The organism is Cohnella zeiphila (assembly GCF_014212055.1).
Classification (GTDB): domain Bacteria; phylum Bacillota; class Bacilli; order Paenibacillales; family Paenibacillaceae; genus Cohnella; species Cohnella zeiphila.
Genome location: NZ_JACJVO010000027.1, coordinates 1 through 23,676, shown reverse-complemented (window position 1 = coordinate 23,676; position 23,676 = coordinate 1). Strand labels below are relative to the sequence as shown.

General features: G+C 52.1%; 18 protein-coding genes and 1 pseudogene. 5 read left to right on the top strand and 14 right to left on the bottom strand.

Annotated features, from left to right (window positions below; genetic code table 11):
- Nucleotides 1–35: 35 nt before the first annotated feature.
- The 6 genes from H7C18_RS21135 to H7C18_RS21110 all read right to left on the bottom strand — a co-directional run bounded on the left by H7C18_RS21135 (nucleotide 36) and on the right by H7C18_RS21110 (nucleotide 10,384).
- Nucleotides 36–5,288, bottom strand: a complete 5,253-nt coding sequence (locus tag H7C18_RS21135) for an S-layer homology domain-containing protein (RefSeq protein ID WP_185131093.1) — start codon at nucleotides 5,286–5,288, stop codon at nucleotides 36–38.
- A 586-nt stretch (nucleotides 5,289–5,874) separates the two neighbouring features.
- Nucleotides 5,875–7,032, bottom strand: coding sequence for a right-handed parallel beta-helix repeat-containing protein (locus H7C18_RS21130; protein ID WP_185131092.1), 1,158 nt, complete (start codon nucleotides 7,030–7,032; stop codon nucleotides 5,875–5,877).
- Nucleotides 7,033–7,452: 420 nt separating this feature from the next.
- Nucleotides 7,453–7,845: a hypothetical protein gene (locus tag H7C18_RS21125; RefSeq protein ID WP_185131091.1), complete on the bottom strand. Its 393-nt coding sequence runs from the start codon at nucleotides 7,843–7,845 to the stop codon at nucleotides 7,453–7,455.
- Between the two features lie 197 nt (nucleotides 7,846–8,042).
- Nucleotides 8,043–8,384 (bottom strand): PxKF domain-containing protein, encoded by a 342-nt coding sequence (locus tag H7C18_RS36090; RefSeq protein WP_420481878.1) that lies wholly within the window; start codon nucleotides 8,382–8,384, stop codon nucleotides 8,043–8,045.
- A gap of 8 nt (nucleotides 8,385–8,392) precedes the next feature.
- On the bottom strand, nucleotides 8,393–9,448 hold the full coding sequence (locus tag H7C18_RS21115; RefSeq protein WP_185131201.1) for a DUF4037 domain-containing protein: 1,056 nt from the start codon (nucleotides 9,446–9,448) through the stop codon (nucleotides 8,393–8,395).
- A 36-nt stretch (nucleotides 9,449–9,484) separates the two neighbouring features.
- The gene (locus tag H7C18_RS21110) at nucleotides 9,485–10,384 is read right to left on the bottom strand and encodes a LysR family transcriptional regulator (RefSeq protein ID WP_185131090.1); all 900 of its coding nucleotides are present in this window, start codon (nucleotides 10,382–10,384) and stop codon (nucleotides 9,485–9,487) included.
- A 130-nt stretch (nucleotides 10,385–10,514) separates the two neighbouring features.
- Here H7C18_RS21110 and H7C18_RS21105 point away from each other — a divergent pair, with 130 nt between their 5' ends.
- Entirely contained in the window at nucleotides 10,515–11,273 is a 759-nt protein-coding gene (locus H7C18_RS21105; protein WP_185131089.1) for an SDR family oxidoreductase, read from the top strand.
- A gap of 191 nt (nucleotides 11,274–11,464) precedes the next feature.
- On the opposite strand, the gene H7C18_RS21100 is transcribed toward H7C18_RS21105, so the two are convergent.
- A complete protein-coding gene (locus H7C18_RS21100; RefSeq protein WP_185131088.1) occupies nucleotides 11,465–12,067 on the bottom strand; it encodes a dihydrofolate reductase family protein in 603 nt (200 codons plus the stop codon).
- Between the two features lie 404 nt (nucleotides 12,068–12,471).
- Complete coding sequence (locus H7C18_RS21095) at nucleotides 12,472–12,921, bottom strand: MerR family transcriptional regulator (RefSeq protein WP_185131087.1); 450 nt, start codon at nucleotides 12,919–12,921, stop codon at nucleotides 12,472–12,474.
- A 161-nt stretch (nucleotides 12,922–13,082) separates the two neighbouring features.
- Here H7C18_RS21095 and H7C18_RS21090 point away from each other — a divergent pair, with 161 nt between their 5' ends.
- A complete protein-coding gene (locus H7C18_RS21090; protein WP_185131086.1) occupies nucleotides 13,083–13,934 on the top strand; it encodes an aldo/keto reductase in 852 nt (283 codons plus the stop codon).
- 249 nt (nucleotides 13,935–14,183) lie between these two features.
- Here the strand turns inward: H7C18_RS21090 and H7C18_RS21085 are convergent, their stop codons facing one another.
- Nucleotides 14,184–15,830 carry an RCC1 domain-containing protein gene (locus H7C18_RS21085; protein WP_185131085.1) on the bottom strand — a complete coding sequence of 549 codons (1,647 nt, stop codon included), beginning with the start codon at nucleotides 15,828–15,830 and terminating at the stop codon, nucleotides 14,184–14,186.
- 218 nt (nucleotides 15,831–16,048) lie between these two features.
- Here H7C18_RS21085 and H7C18_RS21080 point away from each other — a divergent pair, with 218 nt between their 5' ends.
- The gene (locus H7C18_RS21080) at nucleotides 16,049–16,408 is read left to right on the top strand and encodes a DoxX family protein (protein WP_238357857.1); all 360 of its coding nucleotides are present in this window, start codon (nucleotides 16,049–16,051) and stop codon (nucleotides 16,406–16,408) included.
- 109 nt (nucleotides 16,409–16,517) lie between these two features.
- On the opposite strand, the pseudogene H7C18_RS21075 reads toward H7C18_RS21080, so the two are convergent.
- A pseudogene (locus H7C18_RS21075) lies at nucleotides 16,518–17,336 on the bottom strand (ISL3 family transposase); the annotation flags it as partial.
- 328 nt (nucleotides 17,337–17,664) lie between these two features.
- The gene (locus tag H7C18_RS21070; protein ID WP_185131084.1) at nucleotides 17,665–18,258 is read right to left on the bottom strand and encodes a dihydrofolate reductase family protein; all 594 of its coding nucleotides are present in this window, start codon (nucleotides 18,256–18,258) and stop codon (nucleotides 17,665–17,667) included.
- Between the two features lie 217 nt (nucleotides 18,259–18,475).
- Between H7C18_RS21070 and H7C18_RS35815 the strand changes: the two genes are divergently transcribed.
- Nucleotides 18,476–19,312 (top strand): helix-turn-helix domain-containing protein, encoded by an 837-nt coding sequence (locus tag H7C18_RS35815; protein ID WP_185131083.1) that lies wholly within the window; start codon nucleotides 18,476–18,478, stop codon nucleotides 19,310–19,312.
- 245 nt (nucleotides 19,313–19,557) lie between these two features.
- On the opposite strand, the gene H7C18_RS21060 is transcribed toward H7C18_RS35815, so the two are convergent.
- The 3 genes from H7C18_RS21060 to H7C18_RS21050 form a co-directional block, all read right to left on the bottom strand.
- Nucleotides 19,558–20,040, bottom strand: a complete 483-nt coding sequence (locus tag H7C18_RS21060; RefSeq protein WP_185131199.1) for a GNAT family N-acetyltransferase — start codon at nucleotides 20,038–20,040, stop codon at nucleotides 19,558–19,560.
- A 345-nt stretch (nucleotides 20,041–20,385) separates the two neighbouring features.
- Entirely contained in the window at nucleotides 20,386–21,324 is a 939-nt protein-coding gene (locus H7C18_RS21055) for an AEC family transporter (protein WP_185131082.1), read from the bottom strand.
- Between the two features lie 337 nt (nucleotides 21,325–21,661).
- On the bottom strand, nucleotides 21,662–22,243 hold the full coding sequence (locus H7C18_RS21050; protein WP_185131081.1) for a TetR/AcrR family transcriptional regulator C-terminal ligand-binding domain-containing protein: 582 nt from the start codon (nucleotides 22,241–22,243) through the stop codon (nucleotides 21,662–21,664).
- Between the two features lie 185 nt (nucleotides 22,244–22,428).
- Here H7C18_RS21050 and H7C18_RS21045 point away from each other — a divergent pair, with 185 nt between their 5' ends.
- Nucleotides 22,429–23,619 carry an MFS transporter gene (locus H7C18_RS21045; protein ID WP_185131080.1) on the top strand — a complete coding sequence of 397 codons (1,191 nt, stop codon included), beginning with the start codon at nucleotides 22,429–22,431 and terminating at the stop codon, nucleotides 23,617–23,619.
- Nucleotides 23,620–23,676: the final 57 nt, after the last annotated feature.

Here is a 23,676-nt window from a genome sequence, read left to right as displayed (position 1 = left end):
GTTGTTCCTCGGTGTTCTTCGGCATTTCGCCGGCGTTACGGATTGATTATGTCCGTACCCTTGTAAATGGATAGGTCGGACAGATAGACCGAACCCGTGCCGCTGACCGAACCGAGCTCCATGTTGAGCAGCGGAAGCGACGCCAGCCCGTTCTCCGTCGTAATGACGGCCGAGTCGACGACCGGTACCTCCATATCGTCCATATACGCCGAAAACACCAACGTATTGTCGTCCGTATAGTGGACTTTCATAACAAATCGATGCCATTCGTCCGCGGTAAGCGTCAGGGTATGATCCTTCAGCGTACCGTCTTCGACATAGGGCAAATACGCATTTCCTCCCGTATACTCGTGCTCTCGCATCAGGCCGAACACGCGCCAACTGCTATCGCGCAGCATGACATTCGGCACGGCGTCCATGCTCTCCTTGCGGAACCTGTAGTCCACTACGAACTCGCCGTGGTTCCTCATGTACGCAAGCATGTCGGGATCGCTGAACGTAAGGATGGTTTTGCCCGAGTCGGCCTTCAGCACTTTATTGCCGTTATCGTAGCCAGGTTCGCCCTCGGCGGGCTGGATAATCGTTGCATGGCTTTCCGGGTTTACAACCTTGTAGCTGTCGCCGGCGAACGGACCGATATCGTCACCGTTGAAATCCAAGACCACAAGGTTGTTCGTCGGCTTCGCCCTGTACACCCATACATCGTCCAGATCGAACGAGCCTGTATGGCCCGCGCCGGCGTCGACGATGATCAGCGGCTTCGTGTGAGCCGTCGCATCGGTGATCGTGGTCTCGGCTCTTTGCAGCAGCGCATCATCGTAATACATCTCGTAGGTCAAATTCGAAGTGCCGGAATCGATCTTGAATTTGACCTGCATGCGATGCCATTCGTCCGGGACGACGTGCGTCACCTGGCCGCTGCCGCCCCAGATCGGCTTGAACGCCGCATCACCCTCCCGGGTCACGAGGGGCGTCCAGCCCGACGCCCCGTCCGTCAAATAAAGAGCGGGCGAGGAAAAGCGTTCTTCCGTCTTGAACTTGAAATCGATGTTATACCAGACATCGGGCTCGTAGCCTTCGCCCCCCGGATCGGGAAGCGGAAAGGAAAACTGGGGAGCCTGGAGCGTGCCCTGAACGTTCAGCACCTTCCCGTTCGTCTCGCCGTTCCCGTTCTTTCCTTCCTCTACCGCAGCATTCGCGCCGTAAACGGAGAAGCCCTCAGCCTCCGCCTCGTTTGTGTCCAGCTTGCCGGATGTCATTCCGTCAAATTCGTTGACGTGAAAAAAGTCGACATCATCATCCGACGGTTTCGGCCCGAAGGTGCGGACGAACGGCACGGGCGGCTCGGCTCCCTTCGCCAGAGCGCCGTTCACGATCATTTCCGGCACCGCGACCGAATCGGTCTCGTATGGCGCGGTCGGCGTATCGTTGACGCCGTCCTCGAAGCCGACAATCAAGTAACGCGCCTTAACGTCTGTCTTTCCGGTTGCCCAGGTGAGGTAACCCAAATAACCGTAGTTCATGATATTTTCCCAATCGCCGCCTGCGAGCTGCTCCTTCACGCTTGCCGCCGTCTCGTTGCCGTAATCCGGCGACCAGTCCCCGATGGCGTCCGCAGCGTAAACGGCAAACACTCGGCCATGGATCAGCGAGCCGGGGCCGTCGAACAGCTGAACGCTGTTCAGATCGAATTCCGATCCGAGATCGATCAGGGCATATCGGTCGCCCGGTCCGGGATCCCAGTAGGTGCCGGCGGCGTTGGCCTGGTCCAGCGTCATGCTTTCCGGCTCCTCCAGCCGCCTATCGAACATCAGACCGGGCTCGGAATTGCTCGGGGTCAGCTTATGGACGGCAACGGGATGAATCGCCTTCGGGACGGGCTTGTAATAGTCGTCATGAGTCACGAGGACGAATACCGGCTTCTCGGTGACGGGAACGGTCACTTTGCCGCCCGTGATCTCGAGCTCCGTTTGATTGCCCCATTGCGCCCCGTCCTCAAGCGTCACCAGATAGGCATGCTCCATGCCTTCCGGAAGACTCAGCGTATAATCCTGCTCGTTGGCGCCGCCTTCGTCGCCCAGCGAGGTCGGCAGCCACAAGGCATAGACGCCGTCGTCGCTCGCGGCTTCCTTGAATTTAAGCACCCATGGGCCGTCCAGCCCGCTTTCCCCGCCCTTCTCGACGATCGAATCGAACCGGGTCGTATCCAGATAATGCTTCATCGTGCCGACATAATACCAGGACGGCCTTTTCAGCGTCGTCTGATGGGTATTGTCGCCGTCGGCCCGAAGCAATCCGCTCGTATTGAAGCGGGTATTGCGGCTATCCGCCGTACCCGCGTCGGGCATCATATACTGCTCCGCGCGGTCGATTCCGGCCGCGGACAGCATCAGATACTCGCGGACGATCCAGCGTGCCTGAACCTCCTCCGCATCGAGGCCCGCATTGATCCCCGGATTGTAGGTTACGCCGTTCTTCGTATACTCGATCGTTGCGCTGGACTGCGTCCCCTGGGCAACATCCCATCCGAATTCGGAAAGCCAGATTTCCTTGTCGGCCAAATAAGTGTCGCGCAGCTTCACGAAGTCGGACATTCTGTCATAGATATGATCCTCTTCGGGGGACATGCCCGTCAGGTGATTTTCGGCGTCCGGATGCTGCACGCCCTCGCCGGCGTAATAATGGCCGTTAATGACATCGAACGGATAACGGACATAGCCTTCCAGGGAGCCGTTGTGCGCCGCTTTCCACTGGTCCTCCGTCCGGTTCTGGTCGAACCATTTCATCATGTCTTCGAAAAATTGGCGCGTCGATTGCCCTTGCCCCGAAGACTCGTCGTTATAGAAGATACCGGCCAATCCGCCCAGCACGAGCTTCGCGTTGGGGTCGGCCTGCTTGATGCCGACATCCGGTCCCATTGTCCCCATATGACCGTCATAATCGGCGCTGGTCATCGCCGCAAACTGCGCGCCGGTGAAATAACCCGCCAGATCTTCCTCGTTCCAGTTCTCATAGTATTCGACCAGACCCATGCCGATCTTCTTATCCGTTCCCGGCGCAACCTTGACGAGATCGGGATTGAGGTCCGTATTGCTCCCGTAACGCGCCGCATGCTGGAACATGCTTTTGCCGTGCGCCAGGTAGGAGCCGGCTTTCTTCGGGTCCTGGTCGCCCTGCCAGTTCGGCCGCGGATTATCCCTGCCCGAATCCGCCACGCCGCCTTGGAAGGTAATGTCGACGCCAACGCCCATATCCTTCAGCGATTGATAGTAGCTGTCGAAGACGCCCCAGGTGTTATTGTATTGCGCCTCGGGATTTGGCGAAGTGGCCGAGTCGTTGAGCTGGCCGCCGGCCGTCTGTCCGTTGGCCGACCATTCGGTCCAGTTCCAGGTATGATATTCCCGGACGAAGCCGATCGCTTGATTCGAGCTTTGCGTCACGTCGAAGAAGCTGTTGGTTCCGACAAAATCGCCAAACGTTATTTTCGACGGGTCGAAAGGAGTGACGCCCTCCTGGGGACTCAACTGCCAATCGTCTTCCTCCGGGGGCTCCTCGCCGAGGGGAACGCCGTACATCGCGGCTTCGACAATGTTCACATCGCAAGTAAACTGCTTGGAATACGGGGCGCCGCTGCCGCCCCACCAGGAATATTTCTCATCGATTGGAATCTTGCGGAATCTGAGCGTATCCGTTGTGACCCCTTCTTCGCCCAGATCGAACTTCACCCACTTGCCTTCGTTGGTGAGCGGATAGGATATGAGCTTCTTGTCTCCGGCGTATACCTCGATCGTTCCGCCCATTACTTCATAAGGACTGCTGCCGTCGTCCGTATACGTCGACGGCGCATATTTCTCGCCGTCATAGAGATAAATCTCGGTCAGCTTGTAATCGCGCAGCAAATTCAGGTTCAGGTTCGTTACGGACGCATCGACCCACTGGCTGGCCCCGGGGGTTCGCCATGTATTCGCGTTCGCCGCCGCTGTGGTATCGATCGGCGGCATATAAGGATCGGCCGAATTCGGCGGCGCCGCCAATACCTGCTCGTATTCGTCGAACAGTTTCATCTTGTCGGTAGCGTAATCTTCCCCGTCCAGCATTCTGTTGGTTACGTGAATCAGAACGGACTCGTCGTCCTGGTCGGGCGGCGGCGTCGGAGTCGGCGTCAGTGTGGGTGTCGGCGTGGGGGATGGCGTCGGTGTGGGAGATGGCGTCGGAGTAGACGGCGGCGTATACACCGTCCCTGGCGTTCCCGTCGGCTCGCCGGCCGATTGATCCTCCGTCAGAACGAATCTGACGCTGGAGGGAGACTGGGCCGTAAATACCGACGGCTTGGGCGCCTGAACCGAAACATGGCCCGCCGCCCGGTAAATGTACATCTGGTTCTCGGAGACATTCCCGTCCACCGCCACATTGTCGGCGCCGGTCACGTAAATGCGGCCCGACACCTGCACGTCCTCCAACTGGATTTCCGCGTCAGGGCTGCTTTGCGCTATGTACAAATCGCCCTTGACTTTCATACGGCTGAGCTTGACGTTGGAGGCATTGACGAACAGATTTCCTGCCGCGTCCTGCGAGTAGGCCAGCGTGTACCCTTTGCCGCCTTCGGCAGGTTCATTCACGATAACCGTTGCAATCCGATCCAGCAGCGTGACCGCCTCCGCCATACTCATGGGGCGCCGCGGCTGAAAATCGCCTCCGGCCGTGCCGTTCAGGAGACCCTTTTCCCTGCTGACGCCGATGGCGTTCCTGCTCCAGTTTGACATATCGCTATAATCTGGATAGGACTGCGCCTGATCGGAGGCTTCGTCTTCCAGACCCAGCGTTCTCAGAATGGATACTGCCGCCTCTTCCCGGTTTACCGGATCGTTGGGGCGAAAATAATCGTCGAATCCGGTTAGAATGTTGGCCGACGAGGCCAGCATGACGGATCCGTAGTACCACTCCTCTTCGGCAACGTCTTTGAAATTCGCTGCCCCGGTTGCCTTGTACCCGAACAATTGGCCGATGAGCGCAGCCCATTCCGCCCTTGTGATCGGCCTGTTCGGATCCGTTACCGGATTCGCCAAAATGCCGAAATACCCGGCCTTGGACCACCTGTTCAACGATTGGGCCGCCCAGTGCCCGGCATAAGCGGAACCGACTGCAACGTTCCGAATGGACGGGGGCGATGCCTCCCCGGATCCGACTGCAACATCGGAACCCGCTGCGAAGACTTGCGTTGCCATCAGCAGACTTAACAGCAAGCTGAAGAGCGGCAAGCACTTCATTCCCGGCAATCCTCTTCTCATTGCTCATCCTCCCGCATGCAAGATATTAGTGCAGGCATTGCAGCAACAATTTCATTATAAGAGTCCTCGAATAGGATTAAATATCAATTTTTTGCCATTGGTTGCACTTTCATATCTGAACCGTTTCGACCTCAAGCGATTTCGACAGCTCCTCGCGGACGCTCTTTTCCCCACTCTCCCCTCTGGTTCATCCCAAGACCGAAATTCTCCACTGTTGTTTCCGAAAAATATTCACTTCGAGCCGCCCCTTATCTCAGGAACAAGCGTAAATGGTTATCGCCGCCTTTAGGGATGGCGATAGAACGTTCACACTGCATAGCGATAAACGCGAGAAGGCTTCTTCTGCGAGAACAACGATCAATCGAGCTTGCAGCTCGCCTCAAGCTTGCCGACATCGTCCGATTCGTGGCTTTCGCCGTTTGGCGGCACGATCAGCGTTGGTACGCCTGCCGGCGAATGGACCGACAATTGGAACATGCGCTCCTCGCTTACAAGACGAAGGGGCTGCCCGCCCGGTCAGCCCCTTCGCTTATGCATAGAGTCACGTTTCCGCTATGATCGGAATTCGAAGATGTCCTCATTTCGCCTACTCCTGATTCGCCAGGAAGTGAACTGCGCCGTCCGCCAGCCAGACGTCCCCCGTCTGACGTCCTGCTCCCGTATCACGGATAAGATTTGCTTTCAGCTCATTGTCGATGGACCCGGCGTTCACGAAGAATCCGAATCCGTCGTTGTCCTCAATCACGTTGCGGAGCCACTTGTTGCGGTTCGCCCCGTTGGCCGCGTTCTCCGGGCGGAAATAGACGCCGCCGTTCCCGTTGCCGCGAATGACGTTGTCGGCGAACCGGTTGTCAGAGTCCTTATGTCCGATAGAGATGCCCGACACGGCGTTATGTTCCAGCACGTTGCGCTCGAACTCGCCGAACTGGACACGCCAGCAGATGAACAGCCCCGCTGCGCCGTTGCCGATGCAAGTATTATCCTTGACGCGCGAGGAATGCGAGCCGGAGCCGGGATGCAGGCCCGATCCTTTGCAGCCGCGAACGTCGCAGTGAAGCACCGAGATATTCTCGGTAATCTGCCAACTGATGCCATCGCCGTTGAAGTCGCGCACGAAGACGCGCTCAATCATGCAGTCGCGCGCCTTCTTCAGATAGATCCCGCCCGCTCGGCAGCCGCCGATCGGCTCGTTGGCCGCCTTGTTGCCGTCGATCGCAAGGTCGTGCACGCGAACCTGCTCGACGTCCACCGCTTCGATGATCGGGCAGGCGTTCGTTGCCATGCCACCGTCGTCCGCGTGGTAATCGCGCTCAAGGTACCGGTCGAAGCGCAGCACATTGCCGTCCACCGCCGTAATGACCGCCGTACTTTCGTCCCAGCCCCATTTTTGCGACTCGTCGAAGATTTGAAGGCCCATCCCGACGCGGAAGCCGCTGGCGTCCGCCACCTCCACACGCAGCTCACCGTAGTCGGCATCGACGATGAACGGGCTCTTGAAGCCGTCCGTCTTACTCAGAACCGTCTCTGGTCCGGCGCCGGCCAGCGTGACCCGATCCGTTAGCCGAATCGGTCCGTACACGTCATAAACTCCTTTATCCAGCCGCACGATGCCGCCGCCGTGCCGACTCGCTTCATCTACCGCCGACTGAACGGCCATCGACGTGAAGCCCGGATAGTCGCTTTGCAGACCTCCCGCAGTCACTTCGATCGTGCGATTGCGCAGCATTGGATCTCTCAGCCCCATCTCTCTCCTCCTCTCGGTTTCCTCGTTGTAAAATCACCGATATCGTCGCTTACCTGAAGCTCATTGTGTTCCCGCAGCTTCGCGAGCGCTTCAACGAAGAACCCTGCCTTCCCTAACCGCAAATGATTGCCCTAATTTCTCTGGTTTTTGCCGTATCCGTATTTATTATAAAATCACTGAACTGCCGAACCTATAGTAATAATTAAGGAATCATTGTCTTTTCATAACCTTTTGACGGGTGCAAGGTTGCTCGACATCGCGAAACCATGTGCCGCAGGGACAATCATCTCCTCGTCGTCCCCCATGTCGTTGCCGGCGAACAGCCCCGGCCGCCCAACCGCCTCCGTCCGCAGGAACGCCCCGGTCCCCGGCTTCGCCGTGCTGTTGCGGACCGTTGCCCGGCTGCGGAACTCCGAAGTTTTAAGGAGCGGCACCGAATCGGTTGCCGGGCCGATGGTAGCCGCTGTTTTGATCGGATCGGGATTTGAATAGGTTAAAGCGCTCGACGAGCGAATCGAACGTGGATTCGATGTAATGGAACTCGTTGCTGCGTTCCTCTCCCCCATCGCTTTCGGATGGAACGCTGGAAATCCGGTCCAGCTTCGAAATCAGGGAACGAAGCGGTCGGTAGTTACGGTGCTGATTAGCATGCCGACAATCGAAACAGCCGACGGCAAGGACGATCCAGACATTCGACAGCGTGCGCAAAATCGCAAAGCCGCTGCCCTTCGCAAGTCCGCTCTCATAGGTCCGCCCGGTGTAAGGTCGGTCCGGAAAACGCTCCAGCGGCGACACGGTATTCGAGTTGAGCACGTAACCATCGCGGTCGTCACCATCAGGCTGTCGATTGACTTCAGCGTCTGGTCGACGCTTTGAACCATCTGACTGCCCATGCTGGCATAGATTCGGGATTGGTATATGAAATGTAAAGCCGCTCCCGTCGGATTAAGGGAGCGGCTATTTCGATACGTCTACCCGCGTGGAAACATTCTATAGAACCCGGTTCGAAGTTATCTTAGACGCAAATTCACATATTCTGTGTTGGCGGCGTTCAAGGTCGAATCGCTTGCATATTGGATTTTGATCTGATACATCCCCTCATGCAAAGACTTGGTGGAGAGATTAAAGATGTAGAGGCCCTCTGTCTTATCGTACCTGAATTCATTACCGGAGACAGCCCCGCTTGTTGAAACGGCTTCCTGCTCCTCGCCAACCTTATCGTTAACGACTTCTGCAATCATAATAGTGGCTTTGGCATCGGTTATAGCAGCCCCGGTCTTATCGAGTAGTCGAAACTTTACCGGTACGGTGCTGCCTTGCTTGAATACGCTTTCAGTTGCTGCATATTTGATCTTTTCCTCTATTCTAGGATCTTGTTATAAAGAGCCCGCACGGTGTTTCTCTCCCCCGAGTGCTCAACGGCGTGCCAAAGGTTTATGAATTTGAAATCGGTATTGTCGGATATTTGGTCAATTCCACCGATAAGACGTTTTTGGGATAGCCTGCGAATGAGCGGATCGGTGATTTGTGCAGCAATTGCATTTGCAAATGCGCCACCTTGGATGACCTTATAAGGGCGGTTATAAAAAGGAGAAGCCTGTTCTGGCATGACTTCGGAAATACCTAAACGATTATGCATTCGCGCTATAGATTCATAGGCTTTGCATAAGGCGGTTCCACGCTCTCTCCATGTTAAGGCAGACTGAACGTTAGACAGCAGCGGCAGCAACTCATTCGCACAATCTAACTTCTTGAATGCCGTTCCAAACCATTTCGGGTATGGCGCATACTGGCGTTCCATTAGAAAACAAAGATCCATAATATCCTTGACAATCCTTGATCCGATGATGGACGACCCAAGCTCATCCCCCACGTACCCGGCGCGCAGCACCAAATGCTCTTCTTGTCCGATCCTATTCCAAACCGACGCCATTATATATAACCATATATCATGCGGATAATAATGCAGCTGCTTGCGTATCGCCGCAAGATGCCCCGCATCGTCGCGGAAAACCTCTCCGCCAACTATCTCGGCCAAAACCTGCGATGGGAATGTAAGCCAATCTAGGAGTTCAGGACCTTTCTCGAAATCCGTTGCGAGTTTCGATTCAAGAAACTGTGCCAATGTAGTCATGATGGTTTGATTCAAATCTACTGTATACCCATAAAATTCTCGCGGGCGATTGGTTTGTAGAACTTGACTGATACTATTTACCAAGTACATATCGTTTGCCTGAAGAAATAAAACAACACGCGGACCCCAATCGTGATCCGTTGACATCTCGGTATCATATCCAAGCACTTCGCTTCCTGGACCAATCAGCGAAGACGAGTAACGTAAGTCTGGAAAGTGGTTTGAAAGTAATGGTTCGACAAATTCGAAATGAAATCTTTTGCATAGTTCTATTCCTTTCATAAAGGCCACTGCAGTAACCCCCTATTCGTCTTCTCATTATTCACAAATAGCTTGATACTTGGAGTCTACGATTTCTATAAACTTTTGAACTTCCACGGAAGGGTATAAGGGGTACATCAAACCATAGGGGATCGTGAAATCCAGATCGCAGGGAAGGGTCGCCAAGGATGGATGAACATCTGCCCATGCCTCCAACGTCAAGAGGACAGCGCCAGTTTCCTCGCAACGGTTGAATACGTCAAGATCATAAAGGCGAGAAATATCTTTGATTTTGATCTCGGGATGGTTCCTTAATAAAAAGTCACGAATTTCATTAATTGCTGAACTTTTTCCGCCGTTTACCACAACCAACTTCTCTCCGTGCAAGTCTTTGACGGACAATGTTTTTTTGGAAGCCAGCGGATGATTCCGAGGTACGGCGAAGCAAAAGCGGTAACTTCCCAACTCAAGCACGCGGAAATAATCCTTCCAGTTTTCCGTTAAGATTGGACCTGCGATGATATCAAAATGTTTGCCTATGGTGCGATAAGTTGTCGGGAGCGTATAAGCATCATCTTCAAAATGAATGATGTTTATTTTATATTGCGGATATTCGCCGCAGATATCATTCCACAGATCCAGCAATACCTTGCAGGGATTAAGGATGGAGGTCCCCACGCGAATGACAAGCTGGTCAGTCTTGGCGGCGTGACGCAACAGGACTAGGGCTTCTTGAAAGTACTGCAGCATGAATGCCGCATCCTTTTGAAAGGATTTTCCGGCTTCGGTGAGCCCGATCCCATGGTTCGTGCGAATCAATAGAGGCACTCCCACCTGTTTCTCCAACAAATTCATCTGTTTCATCACAGCAGTTGGAGAAACAAACAGTTTTTCGGCTGCCTTGGAAAAGCTTCCCGACTCCGCCACCTGAATAAACGTGTTCAATTGTTCATTCATTCGAAGCCCTCCTTTTTTTGGCATGAACCAATAGTTTATACCATGCTAACTTATTTGAACTTCCCGATCAAGTGCTTCAACCGTAACATGAGAGTGGAAGAAGAAAGAGAGTGAGAGGAGCGAATTTACTATGAAGGACAAACCCGTCGCCCTGGTCACCGGGGCCAATCAAGGAATCGGCCTGCAGATCGCAAAGGATCTCGCGGCACGGGGCTTCACTGTGCTGGTAGGGTCGCGCGATCTCGAGCGCGGCGAAGCCGCGGTCAAGGAGGTTGGGCCGGACGCGCGCGCGCTCCGACTCGACGTGACGGATCAGGCTTCGATCGCCGCCGCAGCGGAGCGCATCCGCAAGGAGCATGGCCGTCTCGACGTGCTTGTCAACAACGCGGCTATCTCGAATACGGGCATGTCGCCCGGCATATCCATGGAGGAGTACCTCAAGTCGACCCGCCCAAGCAACGCGTCCCTCGATGAAATGCGAGCGGTATGGGAGACCAACGTGTTCGGCGTCCTCGCTATTTACCAGGCGATGCTGCCGCTCTTGCGCGAAGCGCCGGCAGCCCGAATCGTCAACGTGTCGAGCGGAGTCGGCTCTTTGACGATGAACGCGGACCCGAATTTTACCTTGCGCTCGACTTTCGGCCCCATCTACCCTGCGTCCAAAACAGCACTTAACGCTTTGACGCTTGCCATGGCGATCGAGCTGGAGTCGACCGGGATCAAGGTCAACGCCGCATCCCCGGGCTTCACCAAGACGAATCTCAACAACTATCAGGGCTTGGAGACTGTCGAGGAGGGCGCCCAAGAGGCGGTACGCCTTGCGCTGCTCGGGCCGGACGGTCCGACAGGCACGTTCTCGCACGCAAAACTCGGAACGCTCCCGTGGTGATGCGGTCTGGAGCGCATTCTCTAAATGAAAGTTCTAGCTCATGAGCATATTATGAGCAAGCGAAAGCCATCCGACCTCAAGGCTCACCTTCGGCATAGAAAGGCCCATGCCCCCTTGTGATACGGTTCTCCGCGCTGTCCGTAACGGCAAGTTTTAGGGCTATCCCTTTACTGGATGGCCCTTCTTTGATGTTAGCTGCCTGACACTCCGGTCGTGATTGCGCCTGCACGCTCGTAATTCACGACAATAACGCCATTCGGGGCGACTTTGCTTTCCGTCACCTTGAATGCCGCCGGGATCGTGCCATCAGCAAACAACCGCTTTCCACTGCCCAATGTTATAGGATATATCATCAGCCAGAACACATCTACCAAATCATGCTTGATAAGCGTCTGGATGAGATCGCCGCTTCCCCAAACGTGCAAATCTGGCCCCTGCTGTTGCTTGATTTGAATGATTTTTCCCGCAATATCTCCACTTAAAAACACGGACGGCTGCCATTCGCCAGATGTCATGGTGTTCGAGGCGACGTACTTGATTGCCTTGTTCGCCCCCGGCCATATGTCCGCATGCTGCGGCCAATACGGTGCCCAAATTTCATAGGTTTTGCGCCCTAACAACAGATCGAACGGCATGTTCATCTGCCTTCTCAAGAGCGTTCCAACGATCTCGTTAGAATATGGCGCTGACCATCCGCCATATGCAAAGCCGTCGCTGATATCTTCGTCTGGCCGGCCCGGGGCTTGTATGACGCCATCAAGGGATACATGTTCAAGCACAATAATTTTTCTCATCATTGAGTTCCTCCTAAATTTGCATTCGTTTTTTATTTCATTTAGACGAAATTCGATTGCAATATTCATCGGTCTAGTTGTGATGTGAATGCCCCAGGGGACCAAGCAGGTTTTGTCGCTGCTCGGCATTGCCACTGACAAGCTGACTGAATGATGCAAAATTAATAGGCAAATGGGAAAAGCCTCTGAGTCAGAGGCTTTTTATTTGGAATGCGTTCGAACTAACCTGCCCTTTAGCTTAATGAAACCGCCGAATCGTTCCGCGGCGGCCTCATGATGTTTGTATTAAGCTCTCGTCTCCGTTAGTTCAATATAGACTGATGTTGATCTTGTTCATTGACAAGCCAATCAAGATTATAAACCGAGGAATCTCTCCAAAGGGTTGATGTGCTCACGAATATCTCTCACGCCTTCCGAACAGAAGGCGAGTAAAATACGTCAGCATGCATATGCTGAATTTTGTCCCAGTTAGCGGGATTGGTCGTGTCTGGAGAGCGGTGCTCCAGAATGGCTTGATATAGGGCGGTTTTTTGTTCCAAATGGGCAACGTGCTGTTTGGCTTCTTCGAGCTTAACGAGTGCTTCTTTTTTATGCTCCATCATGAGTGCCCAGCGTTGAGGAATGGTTGAATCCCCTTCGAGACAGAGATCGACGTACATTTTAATGACTTCGATCGGCATCCCGGATTGCTTGAGGCATTTAACGCCATGCAGCCAGTTGATCGATTCTTCGTCGAACATCCGAATGTTGTTTTGATTGCGCTGTACGCTCGGCACTAGGCCTTTATCCGTGTAAAAGCGAACGGCGTGCTCGGTGAGTCCCGTTATTAAGGCGGCTTCTTTAACCGTATGCATGTGTAATCCTCCTTGAAAATAAATGGTTGAGCAAGGCTTGACTTCGTGTAACACGAAGGTAATAAGCTTACTTTAACGCAAATCAGCCGTGAAGGGAATTCCCGCTGCGATGCCCGATTCCCGTGATACGCGCCGCTTGCTGAACAATGGGAGGAATTACAATGCAAACCGTAACATTGAACAACGGTGTGAAAATGCCGATCATCGGCTTCGGTGTCTACCAAGTTCCCGATGCTGAAGAATGCGAGAATGCGGTATATGAGGCACTGATGGCCGGTTACCGCCTGATCGACACCGCCGCCGGTTATCTGAACGAGGAAGCGGTCGGACGCGCGATTAAGCGCAGCGGCGTGCCGCGTGAGGAGCTGTTCATCACGACCAAGCTCTGGGTTCAGGATGCCGGCTACGAGAGTGCCAAGCTGGCATTTGCCAAATCCTTGAAGAAGCTACAACTTGACTATCTCGATCTGTACCTTATTCACCAGCCTTTCGGCGATTACTACGGCGCTTGGCGTGCGATGGAAGATCTGTTCCGCGAAGGAAAGATCAGGGCGATCGGTGTAAGCAACTTCCTGCCCGACCGTCTGATGGACCTCATCGTGCATAATGAAATCGTGCCCGCCGTCAACCAGGTCGAAACGCACCCGTTCTACCAGCAGATTGAAAGTGCCAATTTTATGAAAGAACAGGGAGTGCAGCACCAGTCATGGGCACCGTTCGCTGAAGGACGGGGCAACATGTTCGGCAACGAGGTGCTGGCCTCAATCGCAGAAAGACACAACAAGTCCGTCGCTCAGGTCGTGTTGCGCTGGCTTGTTCAGCGTGAAGTCGTCGTAATTCCAAAATCGGTGAGAAAAGAACGGATCGTCGAAAACTTTGATATTTTCGATTTTGAGTTGAGCGCGGACGATATCGAACAAATCTCCGCCCTCGATACTCGGGAAAGTCTTTTCTTATCCTATCACGATCCGAAATTCGCCAAGATGCTGGGCACCTTGAGAGTTGATCTGTAAACCTTGATCGAACCGTAAACTCATCTTGCGTTATCCTCATCTATTAAAAAAGGACAGGGCGCCCCCTGTCCTTACTTTACTTGAATTCCAAAATCTAAGAATAGCAAAATGCTTCCGATGTAACAATATGTCCTTTAGCTTAATGAAGCCGCCGAATCGTTCCGCGGCGGCCTCATGATGTTTGTTGGGATTACAAAAACTCAAACGCTTGGAAAACTGAAAAGGCCGCGGGTAAACTTCGCCATATGTTCAGTGATTGTCATATTGGATAGCCACATAAACGAACACTTTCTTATCCTGACTATAATCGTTATCCGAGTGTCCCTTCACCTTCCACTCGGCTGCATAACCTTCAGGTACCTCCACTTTGCTGAACTCGGTACCGTCCGGGTATTCCCCTGTTTCTGCCGGCGATCGATTACCGCCGCCAAACGTTTCCAGACTAAGGTTGTAATCTAATCCCACTGGGGAAATCATGGAGACCGTAACGGTTCCGCGGGAGCCCTCAGGAGGACTCCAAGATCCGCTAAGCTCTTGTCCCGGGGACGAAATGTACCCATAATATAACGAATACTCATTATGGGACCCGCCGTATTCATTAGATTTGGAATCGGAAAGACGGAAAGAGTCCGTATGGTTCAGATGAACCTGAACAGGCACATCAACAAGCACACCACGTTCTGACGTTGTTCCGTCACCCAGCTGGCCATATTCATTATCTCCCCATGCCCATAGGGTCCCATCGCTTTTGAGGGCAAGATTATGGCGATCTCCGGTAGCGATGGAGACTATCGAACCGAGATCCTGCACCTGAACCGGAGGGTCTGCGCTTTCGTCGCCCAATTGTTGGTTATATCCCCAATCCCAGACGGTTCCGTCTTCTTTGAGGGCTACGTTATGATCAGCTGCAGTAGCGATGGCGGCTACTGAATTGAGACTATGCACCTGAAACGGCGGATCTGCTACGTATCCATATGATCCGTCCGATTCTGATTCTTGTTCTCCCCCCCATTCCCAGACGGTCCCGTCGTTCTTGAGTGCCAGACATTGAACATACCCGGCAGCGACGGCACTCACCGATTTGAGATTAGGTACTTGAGTAAGACTCATCAATTCATATAAGTTGCCAGTGCCAATCTGGCCTGAACCATTGCGTCCCCATGCCCAGACGGTTCCGTCCGTTTTGAGTGCCAAACTAAGTTGATTGCCCGCAGCGATCGCGACTACCGAATCGAGTTTGCTGCCTACCGAATCTGTCTCGATCACTTTAACGGGGGTATGACGGTCTATATTCGTCCAGTCGCCAAGCTGGGCCCCGTCGTTACTTCCCCACGCCCAGACCGTTCCATCGCTTTTGAGGGCCAAATTATGATCACTGCCCGCAGCGATCGCGACTACCGAATCGAGACCCTGTACTTGTACGGGTTTATTCCGGTCTATCGTACTCCCATCACCGAGTTGGCCATAGGTATTGTCCCCCCACGCCCAGACCGTTCCATCGCTCTTGAGGGCCAAACTATGCCAATTACCTGCAGCTACTTCGATCACATCTGTAAGGCTCTTGATCTGAACGGGAGTGACACGGCCTTCCTTCGTTCCATCGCCAAGCTGTCCTTCCCAATTATTGCCCCATGTCCATACGGTACCGTCACTTTGAAGAGCGATAGAATGAAATCTTCCTCCATCAACCTGTTGCACCGGAAGTTCCGCAGCAGCCGCTATGTTGGATACAGATACAAGACCAAAAAGCAAACAGATGATGACCATGAATCGTAGAGATCGTTTTACCATCATCATTCTCCTCTCCTGTTGTTCAGACGCGTCTAATCCGACCTTTCGAGCACGACTTGGCAACCACCCCACATCATAAAACCGCCCGATCTTGGATTTGTTCATTCCTTACTCGCCTAAACTTTACCATTCGTGGGTTCGTTTTCAATGGGTTAGAGGGACTAATCTGCCCATTAGCGGAGTGAGGCCGCCGCTCGATCCAGCGGCAGCCTCACTGAGCTCTTGTACCCTGTCCCCGTCTTCTTGCAACCGTCGGGGAATCGCCCTATAATCTGCCTGTATCCGTTGTATTTAAGGCGAAGGAGCGATGGGTGATTCATATCTTGGCTTTGGTTTTGGATATTTTGCTAGTCGCGGCGTTTCTGATGTCGGGGTCGACGAAGGTATTTGGACTCAAATTTCAGGTGGAAAGCTTTCAGCGTCTGAGGCTGCCGCAATGGTTTCGCGTCTTTACCGGGCTGACGCAGTATATCGGCGTGGCCGCCCTCGTCGTCGGCTTCTGGGAGCCAAGCTGGGCGGCTTGGGCGGGGATCTGGTTCGCGTTCATAATGCTGTGCGCGACAGCGGCTCACATCAGGGTCGGGGATTCGGGCTCGAAAACGGCGCCCGCCGTTGTGCTGATGATTCTGGCCATTGCTTTGGCGATTGCTCAAGGCGCGGAGCTAGGACATTTTCCCGGGTAAATCGTTCCGGGAAGGCGAGATATTGTTTTTGTTTTCAACGGGGAGGGCCGAGATGGCCCTTTGTACGATTAGTCTTTTTGGGTATTCGGATTTAATAGTGGAAAAGGGCTTATAATTCGCCCTTCTCCAATTTCTCAATCAAGGTGGAAAGATCGATTCCAAGCAGGGTTGTTTCTTCTGGTTCACGAATAACGGGCGGCATTTTGAACATCGTGAAGTTTTCTTCCAGTACGTAGTCATCGATCCGCCGCTGATACTTAGGCTTCCGTTGTTTTGCAAGCCCCTCTGTAAAGAGTATTTTGGCTCGTAGGGCTTCGAATGAATAGCCCCTACCCAAACGGTTAATGACACGTATAAGACTATTCAGAGACTCCGTATAGGCGTTTGTAATGCGGTGGTCGAAGTAGGCGAATATTTCAGCTTCCCAGTTCTCCATAGCCTTTGTAAGAGGCTCAAAAGCTGATTGTAGTTCCTTTGGTATCTTGGCTTTCCAATCGTGATATTTGAGGTATGCTTTTTGTCCGCTGTCGCTATCCCACAAAGCAAAGAACGATTCTTTCAATTCGTAAGCAATGCCGAGAGAGGGGTGATTCTTCGTCCATAGTGCAAGCTTTATCTTGTCCATCTCTGTGAGCTCTTTGTGACGTTTTAGAAGGATAAAGCGATCGTGCATAAGCCCACGCCTTTCCTTCGGTGATAAGCCCTCTCTAAGCTGTTTGCGGATGGTTTCTAACGCTTGATTCGCCATACGTACAACGTGAAACTTATCGACGATGATAGTAGCCTTGGGCAGTACAGCCCTCACAGCGTCCTTATATGGCTGCCACATATCCATTGTGACGTATTGTATTCGTCCTCTGTTTGGAAGGCATGAGAGAAAGCCTACAACCGTTTCCTTATTGCGATTAGGAAGAATATCCAGCAACGATTAATGGACAAGATAATTTATAAAATGTGTTAGACTCGATGCAGTATTGAACTGTTTCATAAGTTAAATCCGAATAATAAAATTGTAGACTGCCATTCAACTATCGTATCATTAGCTTAACGATTAACAGGTTTCCTTCAATACCTTTATATATCTAACCTGAATTAAGTCCCTACCTCTAGTGATTATTCTCTCTGTTCCATCTTACAAAAAACCTTGCTTTTTATAAACGAACACTGGGGTTCAGTCCACGCGCAGGGGAGCCGATAGGCGGTCAGCACGGCGTTACAATTCTACCGCTAAGGTTGATCTCGTTAAATAGACTTCGTCAGCAAGTAGACGGTCGATATGTCGCAATCATGACACCGGTTCCCGTGGTTACCGAGTCGACAAGTCTGAGGTGCGTAATCGGGCTGCCATCAAGGAACAGGCGGCGTCCTTTGCCGAGCACCAGCGGGTGGATCTGCAGGACGTACTCGTCGATCAGGTTACGCTTCATCAGCGATTGCACCAGCACGCCGCTGCCGAATACCACTAGGTTTTTATCAAGCTCCTTTTTGAGCTTGGCGACCGCGTCGGCGGCATCGCCCTTCAGCAGTGTGGAATTCCTCCAAGGCAGCGGTTCTGACAAGGTGGTGGAAGCCACGAACTTCTCCACGTTGTTAAGCGCTTCGGTAAAGGGGTTAGGCTTAGGCTGGTTGGGCCAGATCTTAAAGAAGTCCTCATAGGTGGTACGACCGACCAACAGGGACCACGAGCTGCCCATACTCGCGCCCAGCACCTTCAACATCACGGGATCATTGCCGGCCTCCGCCCCCCAGCCGCCGTACTCGAAACCGTTCCGGGTGTCCTCGTCGGGCCGCGCAGGCCCCTGCATCACACCGTCGAGCGTCAGGTGCTCGATCACTACTACCTTGCTCATTTCTCCAGCTCCTCTCAATGGATGCGCCATTTAAGTTACTTTGTCAGAATACCACGAGAATCATCCGTATAATTGTACAAATCCGTCATTCTCCGCTCTCATCTCCAAAGCAACGTGGGAACCAATGCACACGACGTACTGCACGAAGCGGATGAAGGGTTTTTGTGTTGCAGCGTAGTAATACATGTAATGAAAAAAGAAAGGAGAAATGGGCTTCGTGAGATCGATTACATTTAGCTATGTTCCCCCGTTGGAAGATCTAAAGGGCGATGTCGAGCATTTTCGAATAGCCGAATACGCAGGTTCGGAAGGAACGGCTATAAAAGTATGTCCGAATGGCTTGCCTGGTCTCGTATTTCAGCATCATAACGGGGATTCGGCCATTAAATGCATCGTCACCAACTCCGGACGCATCGTTCATCTGCCGACTTTATTTCTTCATGGGCAGATTACAGAGCTTGCTGTTATGAATTTTAAAAGCGGGTCGTACCTTTCGGTACAAGCCGTTCTGAAGCCTCACGCTCTTAAAACGCTGTTCGGTATGGATGCATCCATTCTGACCAATGCGAATAGATGGTATCCCGACTTCTCAGGGGAAGAACTTAACGCACAATTGGTTAATGATGCCAAGAGCGGTCAGGAATGTGTCGAGCTCCTTTCTACCTTTTTATTGGCAAAGCTCCGACATGCCCGGCCTCGGGATCTTTTGGTAGAGGAAAGCTTGAGTTTCATCCATGAGAATATTAAAGCGATCACCGTAAAAGATTTGCTTAGACATTTGCATATATCGGAACGCCAGTATGAAAAAAGATTTGTGCAAACAGTCGGTGTTACGCCACAATTTTATATTCGGGTGAAACGGTTTAATGAAGCGATAAGGTTGATGGATACCGGGGAATATGAGCGGTTAAGCGATGTTGCTTATGCCCTCAACTTCCATGATCAATCGCATTTTATTCGTGATATCAAACAATTTTCCGGGATTACTCCCAAGAATATCTCTCAAAAGGTCAATCAATTTCATCACGATCATATAGGGGCTTCATACCAATAGGAGATAGTGGGTCTTTTCAGTCTACAACATTATTATTTCAGTCTAAATCTTTATTATTCGTAAATAACTACACCTACCTTTTGACACTAAGAGAAGAGGAATTAACATATCAATACTTTTAAATACAAAAAATGGTATTATAACCATATAATCCTATTTTATAATATTATGTCAACGATGGCTATTCCACCACAAATTCCGAATAGCCGTCTTTTTTACAGAAAAGCCCTAGATTGTCCATCTCTCTAAAGTTCACGCTTGTTCCAAACAATCTCGCCGCTCTCATTCCACGTACTATGGTGCCGCTCAAAGCCTAGTTTTTCGAGAACTCGGAAGGATGCAACATTCCATGCACCCACAGTCGACCAGAGCCGACTGCGCTTGGTGGCTATCGCGGCATCCAAGACCACAGATGCCGCTTCAGTCGCATAGCCTTTACCGTGAGCACTGCGGAACAGTTCGTATGCGATCTCAGGCTCTTCAAGTGTAGTACGACCGATAATAAGGCCACAGTATCCGATGAAATCGCCCTCGTCACGGCGGCGAATAGTGAGCAGGGAAATCCCATTTTCGAATGCTTTCTTGCGCATATCGATGATTAGGCTTCGAGTGGCGTCGAGTGTGGGCATGTCCACTCCACGCTCATGAATAAGCTTCCTCAGCCAGTCTGCATCGGATTCCTCCCACATATTCAGTTCGAGTCGTTCAGTTTTCAACCGAAATGCCATAGGTGTATAGTTATTTTCCACAGCAGTACCTCCCTTGCTCATTTACCTTTTGCAAGCGTACCTATTATTAACAATATAGAGATTAAAAGAAAGAGTTGGGTTGCTACTTTTGAAAGCTTGTCCCTTCCTTTTCCTTTGTACAAATGAAAATACCAAGCATTGCTATCCAGTTATATTTATCAATGTTTATACCAATTTCAGAGTAGATTACTCTAACTAAATATTCCAAAAACCCTCCAAGAAGTACGACTATCAAAATAATACGAAGCAATTCAAAAATGCCCTTGAATGCCGTTGTACTATTCAACTAACGGGACGGCACCTGCAGTGTAGATCAGGCAAATTTCAAATGGGCAGTAAATAGATGACCGTCGTCACGGTGATCAGGCTAGCTGCGGTCGTCGCCAAGACCGTCTGCGAAGCGAAATCCGGTTCGGAGTCAAACTCGACCGCGAGCAGTACGCTGGACAGCGAGGTCGGGACGGCCGACGAGACGATCAGTGCCGCTGCCGTCAGATCGTCTATGTCCATGAAGAGCCGCAGGACGAATATAGCCCCCCATGCAAGCAGAGGTCCGACCGCCAGACGCAGTGTCGTCGCGATTCCGACATCGACCGCTATTTTCATATTGAAGCCGCTGCTCATACTGCCCAGTTGAACCCCCAACGTGAACAGCGCCGTGCCGATGAATGCATTCGACAAGTATCCGACGGAAGTCTCGATGAAGCCTGGAAGCGGCGTCTCGAACCCATGCAGGATCAGCGCCAGCGGGATGACGTAAATGATCGGCATCGACAGGATCACTTTGCGAATTTGCCGCCAATTCGACTTGTGAGCGTTGACGCTGTAAATGCCGTACGTGTTAGGGATAAGCGATTGCATCATCATGATGATAATTTGGATCGACTGCGTGTAAACGTTGTTCGAGAAAGCAAGCTGATTGATCGGAATGCCGTAATTGGCGCTATTGTAGAACAGGACAGCATTGCGCATTGCAGCCCTCCTGGCTCCGTCGGTACCGCGAAGTCTTCCAACGATCTCAACCAACGTATACTGCGCGACCATGAACAGGACGAAGAATAGAAGCACGCTCCCGAACAGCTTGCCGGAGATCGATGTCGTATAGAGAAGATCGAACATCAGCGCCGGCGAGAACAAATAAAAATTCATCTTGGATAGCGTCCGGATATCTAAACGAAAAATCCGCTGCATCACGATTCCTATGCAGATCAAGAGGGATAAAGGCAATACGTTGTTCCATAAAACATGCAAAAAAATGTCCATGCGGTTCGTTCAACCCCATTACTTCGAAGCGTACGGTCTGCCGTTTCTTCCTAATAAACGCCAAGCCTCATTGTACAACGGAAGAGCCGAACGGGGAAGCTTGCAACATATTGGGGAGTTATCATTCTGACAGTTTAACATTAAAGCAAGTTCTTTTATTCTTACCCAGCGTATAAGATCCAACGGAACCGGCATAACAATGTGCTAGTTCCTTTATCAAATCTGCAATTGAAAAGGCTGCCGATGTTGTCGGCAGCCTCGTATGTTGTGTTAACGTATCCCGTTAGCGCAATCAGTTATTGGTCTTCCGTTTGAAATGTTCCTAGACTGCCGCTAGTCATTTCGTACGACGTAATCCCGCAAACGAGTAGCTGACCAGTTTTTCCACATAAACGTCATCCATCGGATCGCCCAAAACCAGCAGTCGATAGAAGATGGGACCGTACAGGAGGTCAATACTCAGTTCGATATCCAGATCTTCCTTCAATTCTCTGTGTCGAACTCCCCTTTCCAGCAGTTGTCTCGCCTCCAGCCGCCGAGGTTGGATATATCGGGTCTGATAAGCCTCCGCAAGGCCGGAGTCGAACTGCCCTTCGCCGATCAGTTCCTTGATGATTTGGCCTTCCGGACTTGTCATGAACCGGGTCACGTTTTTGACATGGTCGAGGATATCTTGAAGGACGAAGCCTGTGTCGGGGACGGGAAGTCTGTCAGAAGCGGCCGAGAGGAATCCGTCCATCACGACGGCCGCCTTATTCGGCCACCATTTATAGATCGTGGCCTTGCTGACGCCAGCGCGCTCCGCGATCTTCTCTACCGTTACGGCTCCGAATCCGTTCTTCAACAAAAGATCGTAGGATGCGGCTAGGATTGCCTTCTCCGTCTCGACATTGCGTGGACGTCCCCTTTTGGCGCTCACCTGTATAACTCCCCTTCGCGCGATGGAACGCGCATCCGAAATAAATACAATACGTTCATTATACAAAAATTTAAAAGTAAAATCACCTATTTACAATACTGTACGTTCAGTATATATTATTGTCACAGTGATTAGTGAACTAAACGTTCATTATTTATTTTCAATACCAATGGAGGAGGATTCTGATGCAAACGGGACAGGTTAGAGAGGAAAAACGGATTTCAAGTGGGATGATCTTTTTGCTAGCAGCCGCATGCGGTTTTATCGTGGCCAATTTATATTACGCTCAAACCTTGGTAGGGCAGATCAGCGTTTCCACGGGTCTGTCTTCCGCGGCGGCCGGTATTATCGTCACGATCACGCAAATCGGTTATGTCGTGGGGCTATTGTTCGTGGTTCCCATCAGCGACCTGATCGAGAACCGGCGTCTTGCGACCATATCGCTAGCTGTCTTGTTCGTGGCCTTGCTGGCAGCCGCTTTCGCCCCCAATGCGCCGGTATTTCTGGCGGCTTCTCTGCTGATCGGGCTAGGTTCCGTTGTCGCCCAAATCCTGGTGCCCTTTGCCACCTATTTGGCTTCCGAGGAGCAGCGCGGGCGAGTGGTCGGGAACGTCATGAGCGGGCTACTGCTAGGCATCATGTTCGCCCGGCCGTTGGCCAGCTTTATCGCCAGCGTATGGATTTGGCGAGTCGTCTTCGTGATATCGGCCATCCTGATTGCCGTCTTAGCGATTCTGTTGGTGTGGCTTCTTCCGCAGCGTAGGCCGGCTTCTTCAACAAGCTACCGCGAGTTGATCGTCTCCTTAGCAAAGCTGTTCAAGGATACTCCCATCTTGCGTCGCCGGGCGTTCTATCAGGCTTGCTTGTTCGGAGCCTTCAGCCTCTTCTGGACAGCCATCCCCATGCAATTGACCGATCGCTTCGGAATGTCCCAGCAGGGCATCGCGTTGTTCGCCTTAGCTGGCGTGGGGGGTGCCGTCGCGGCGCCGATCGCCGGAAGACTGGCGGATAAAGGCTGGACCCGACTGCTGACCGGGTTGGCAATGGCGATTGCCGCAATATCCTTTATGTTGACCTATCTTTTTCAAAGTAATTCGACAACGGATCTCGTCCTGCTCGTGTTAGCCGCGATTATGCTGGATATGGCCGTATCGGGAAATCTAGTTCTGGGGCAACGCGCCATTTATTCCTTGGGAAGCGAAGCAAGAGGCAGGTTAAATGGATTATTCATGTCCATATTCTTTGTCGGCGGAGCCATAGGTTCCCTCTTGGCCAGTTGGTCTTATGCTTACGGCGGTTGGGATTTCACCTCTTGGATTGGAGCGGCGCTGCCAATGGCGGCTTTAGTTTATTACTTCACCGATAAGAAAATGTAAGCGAATCGTCACTCTGAGGCGAGTAAGGAATTTTGTGCTAGAGTGAAGGGCTGACCA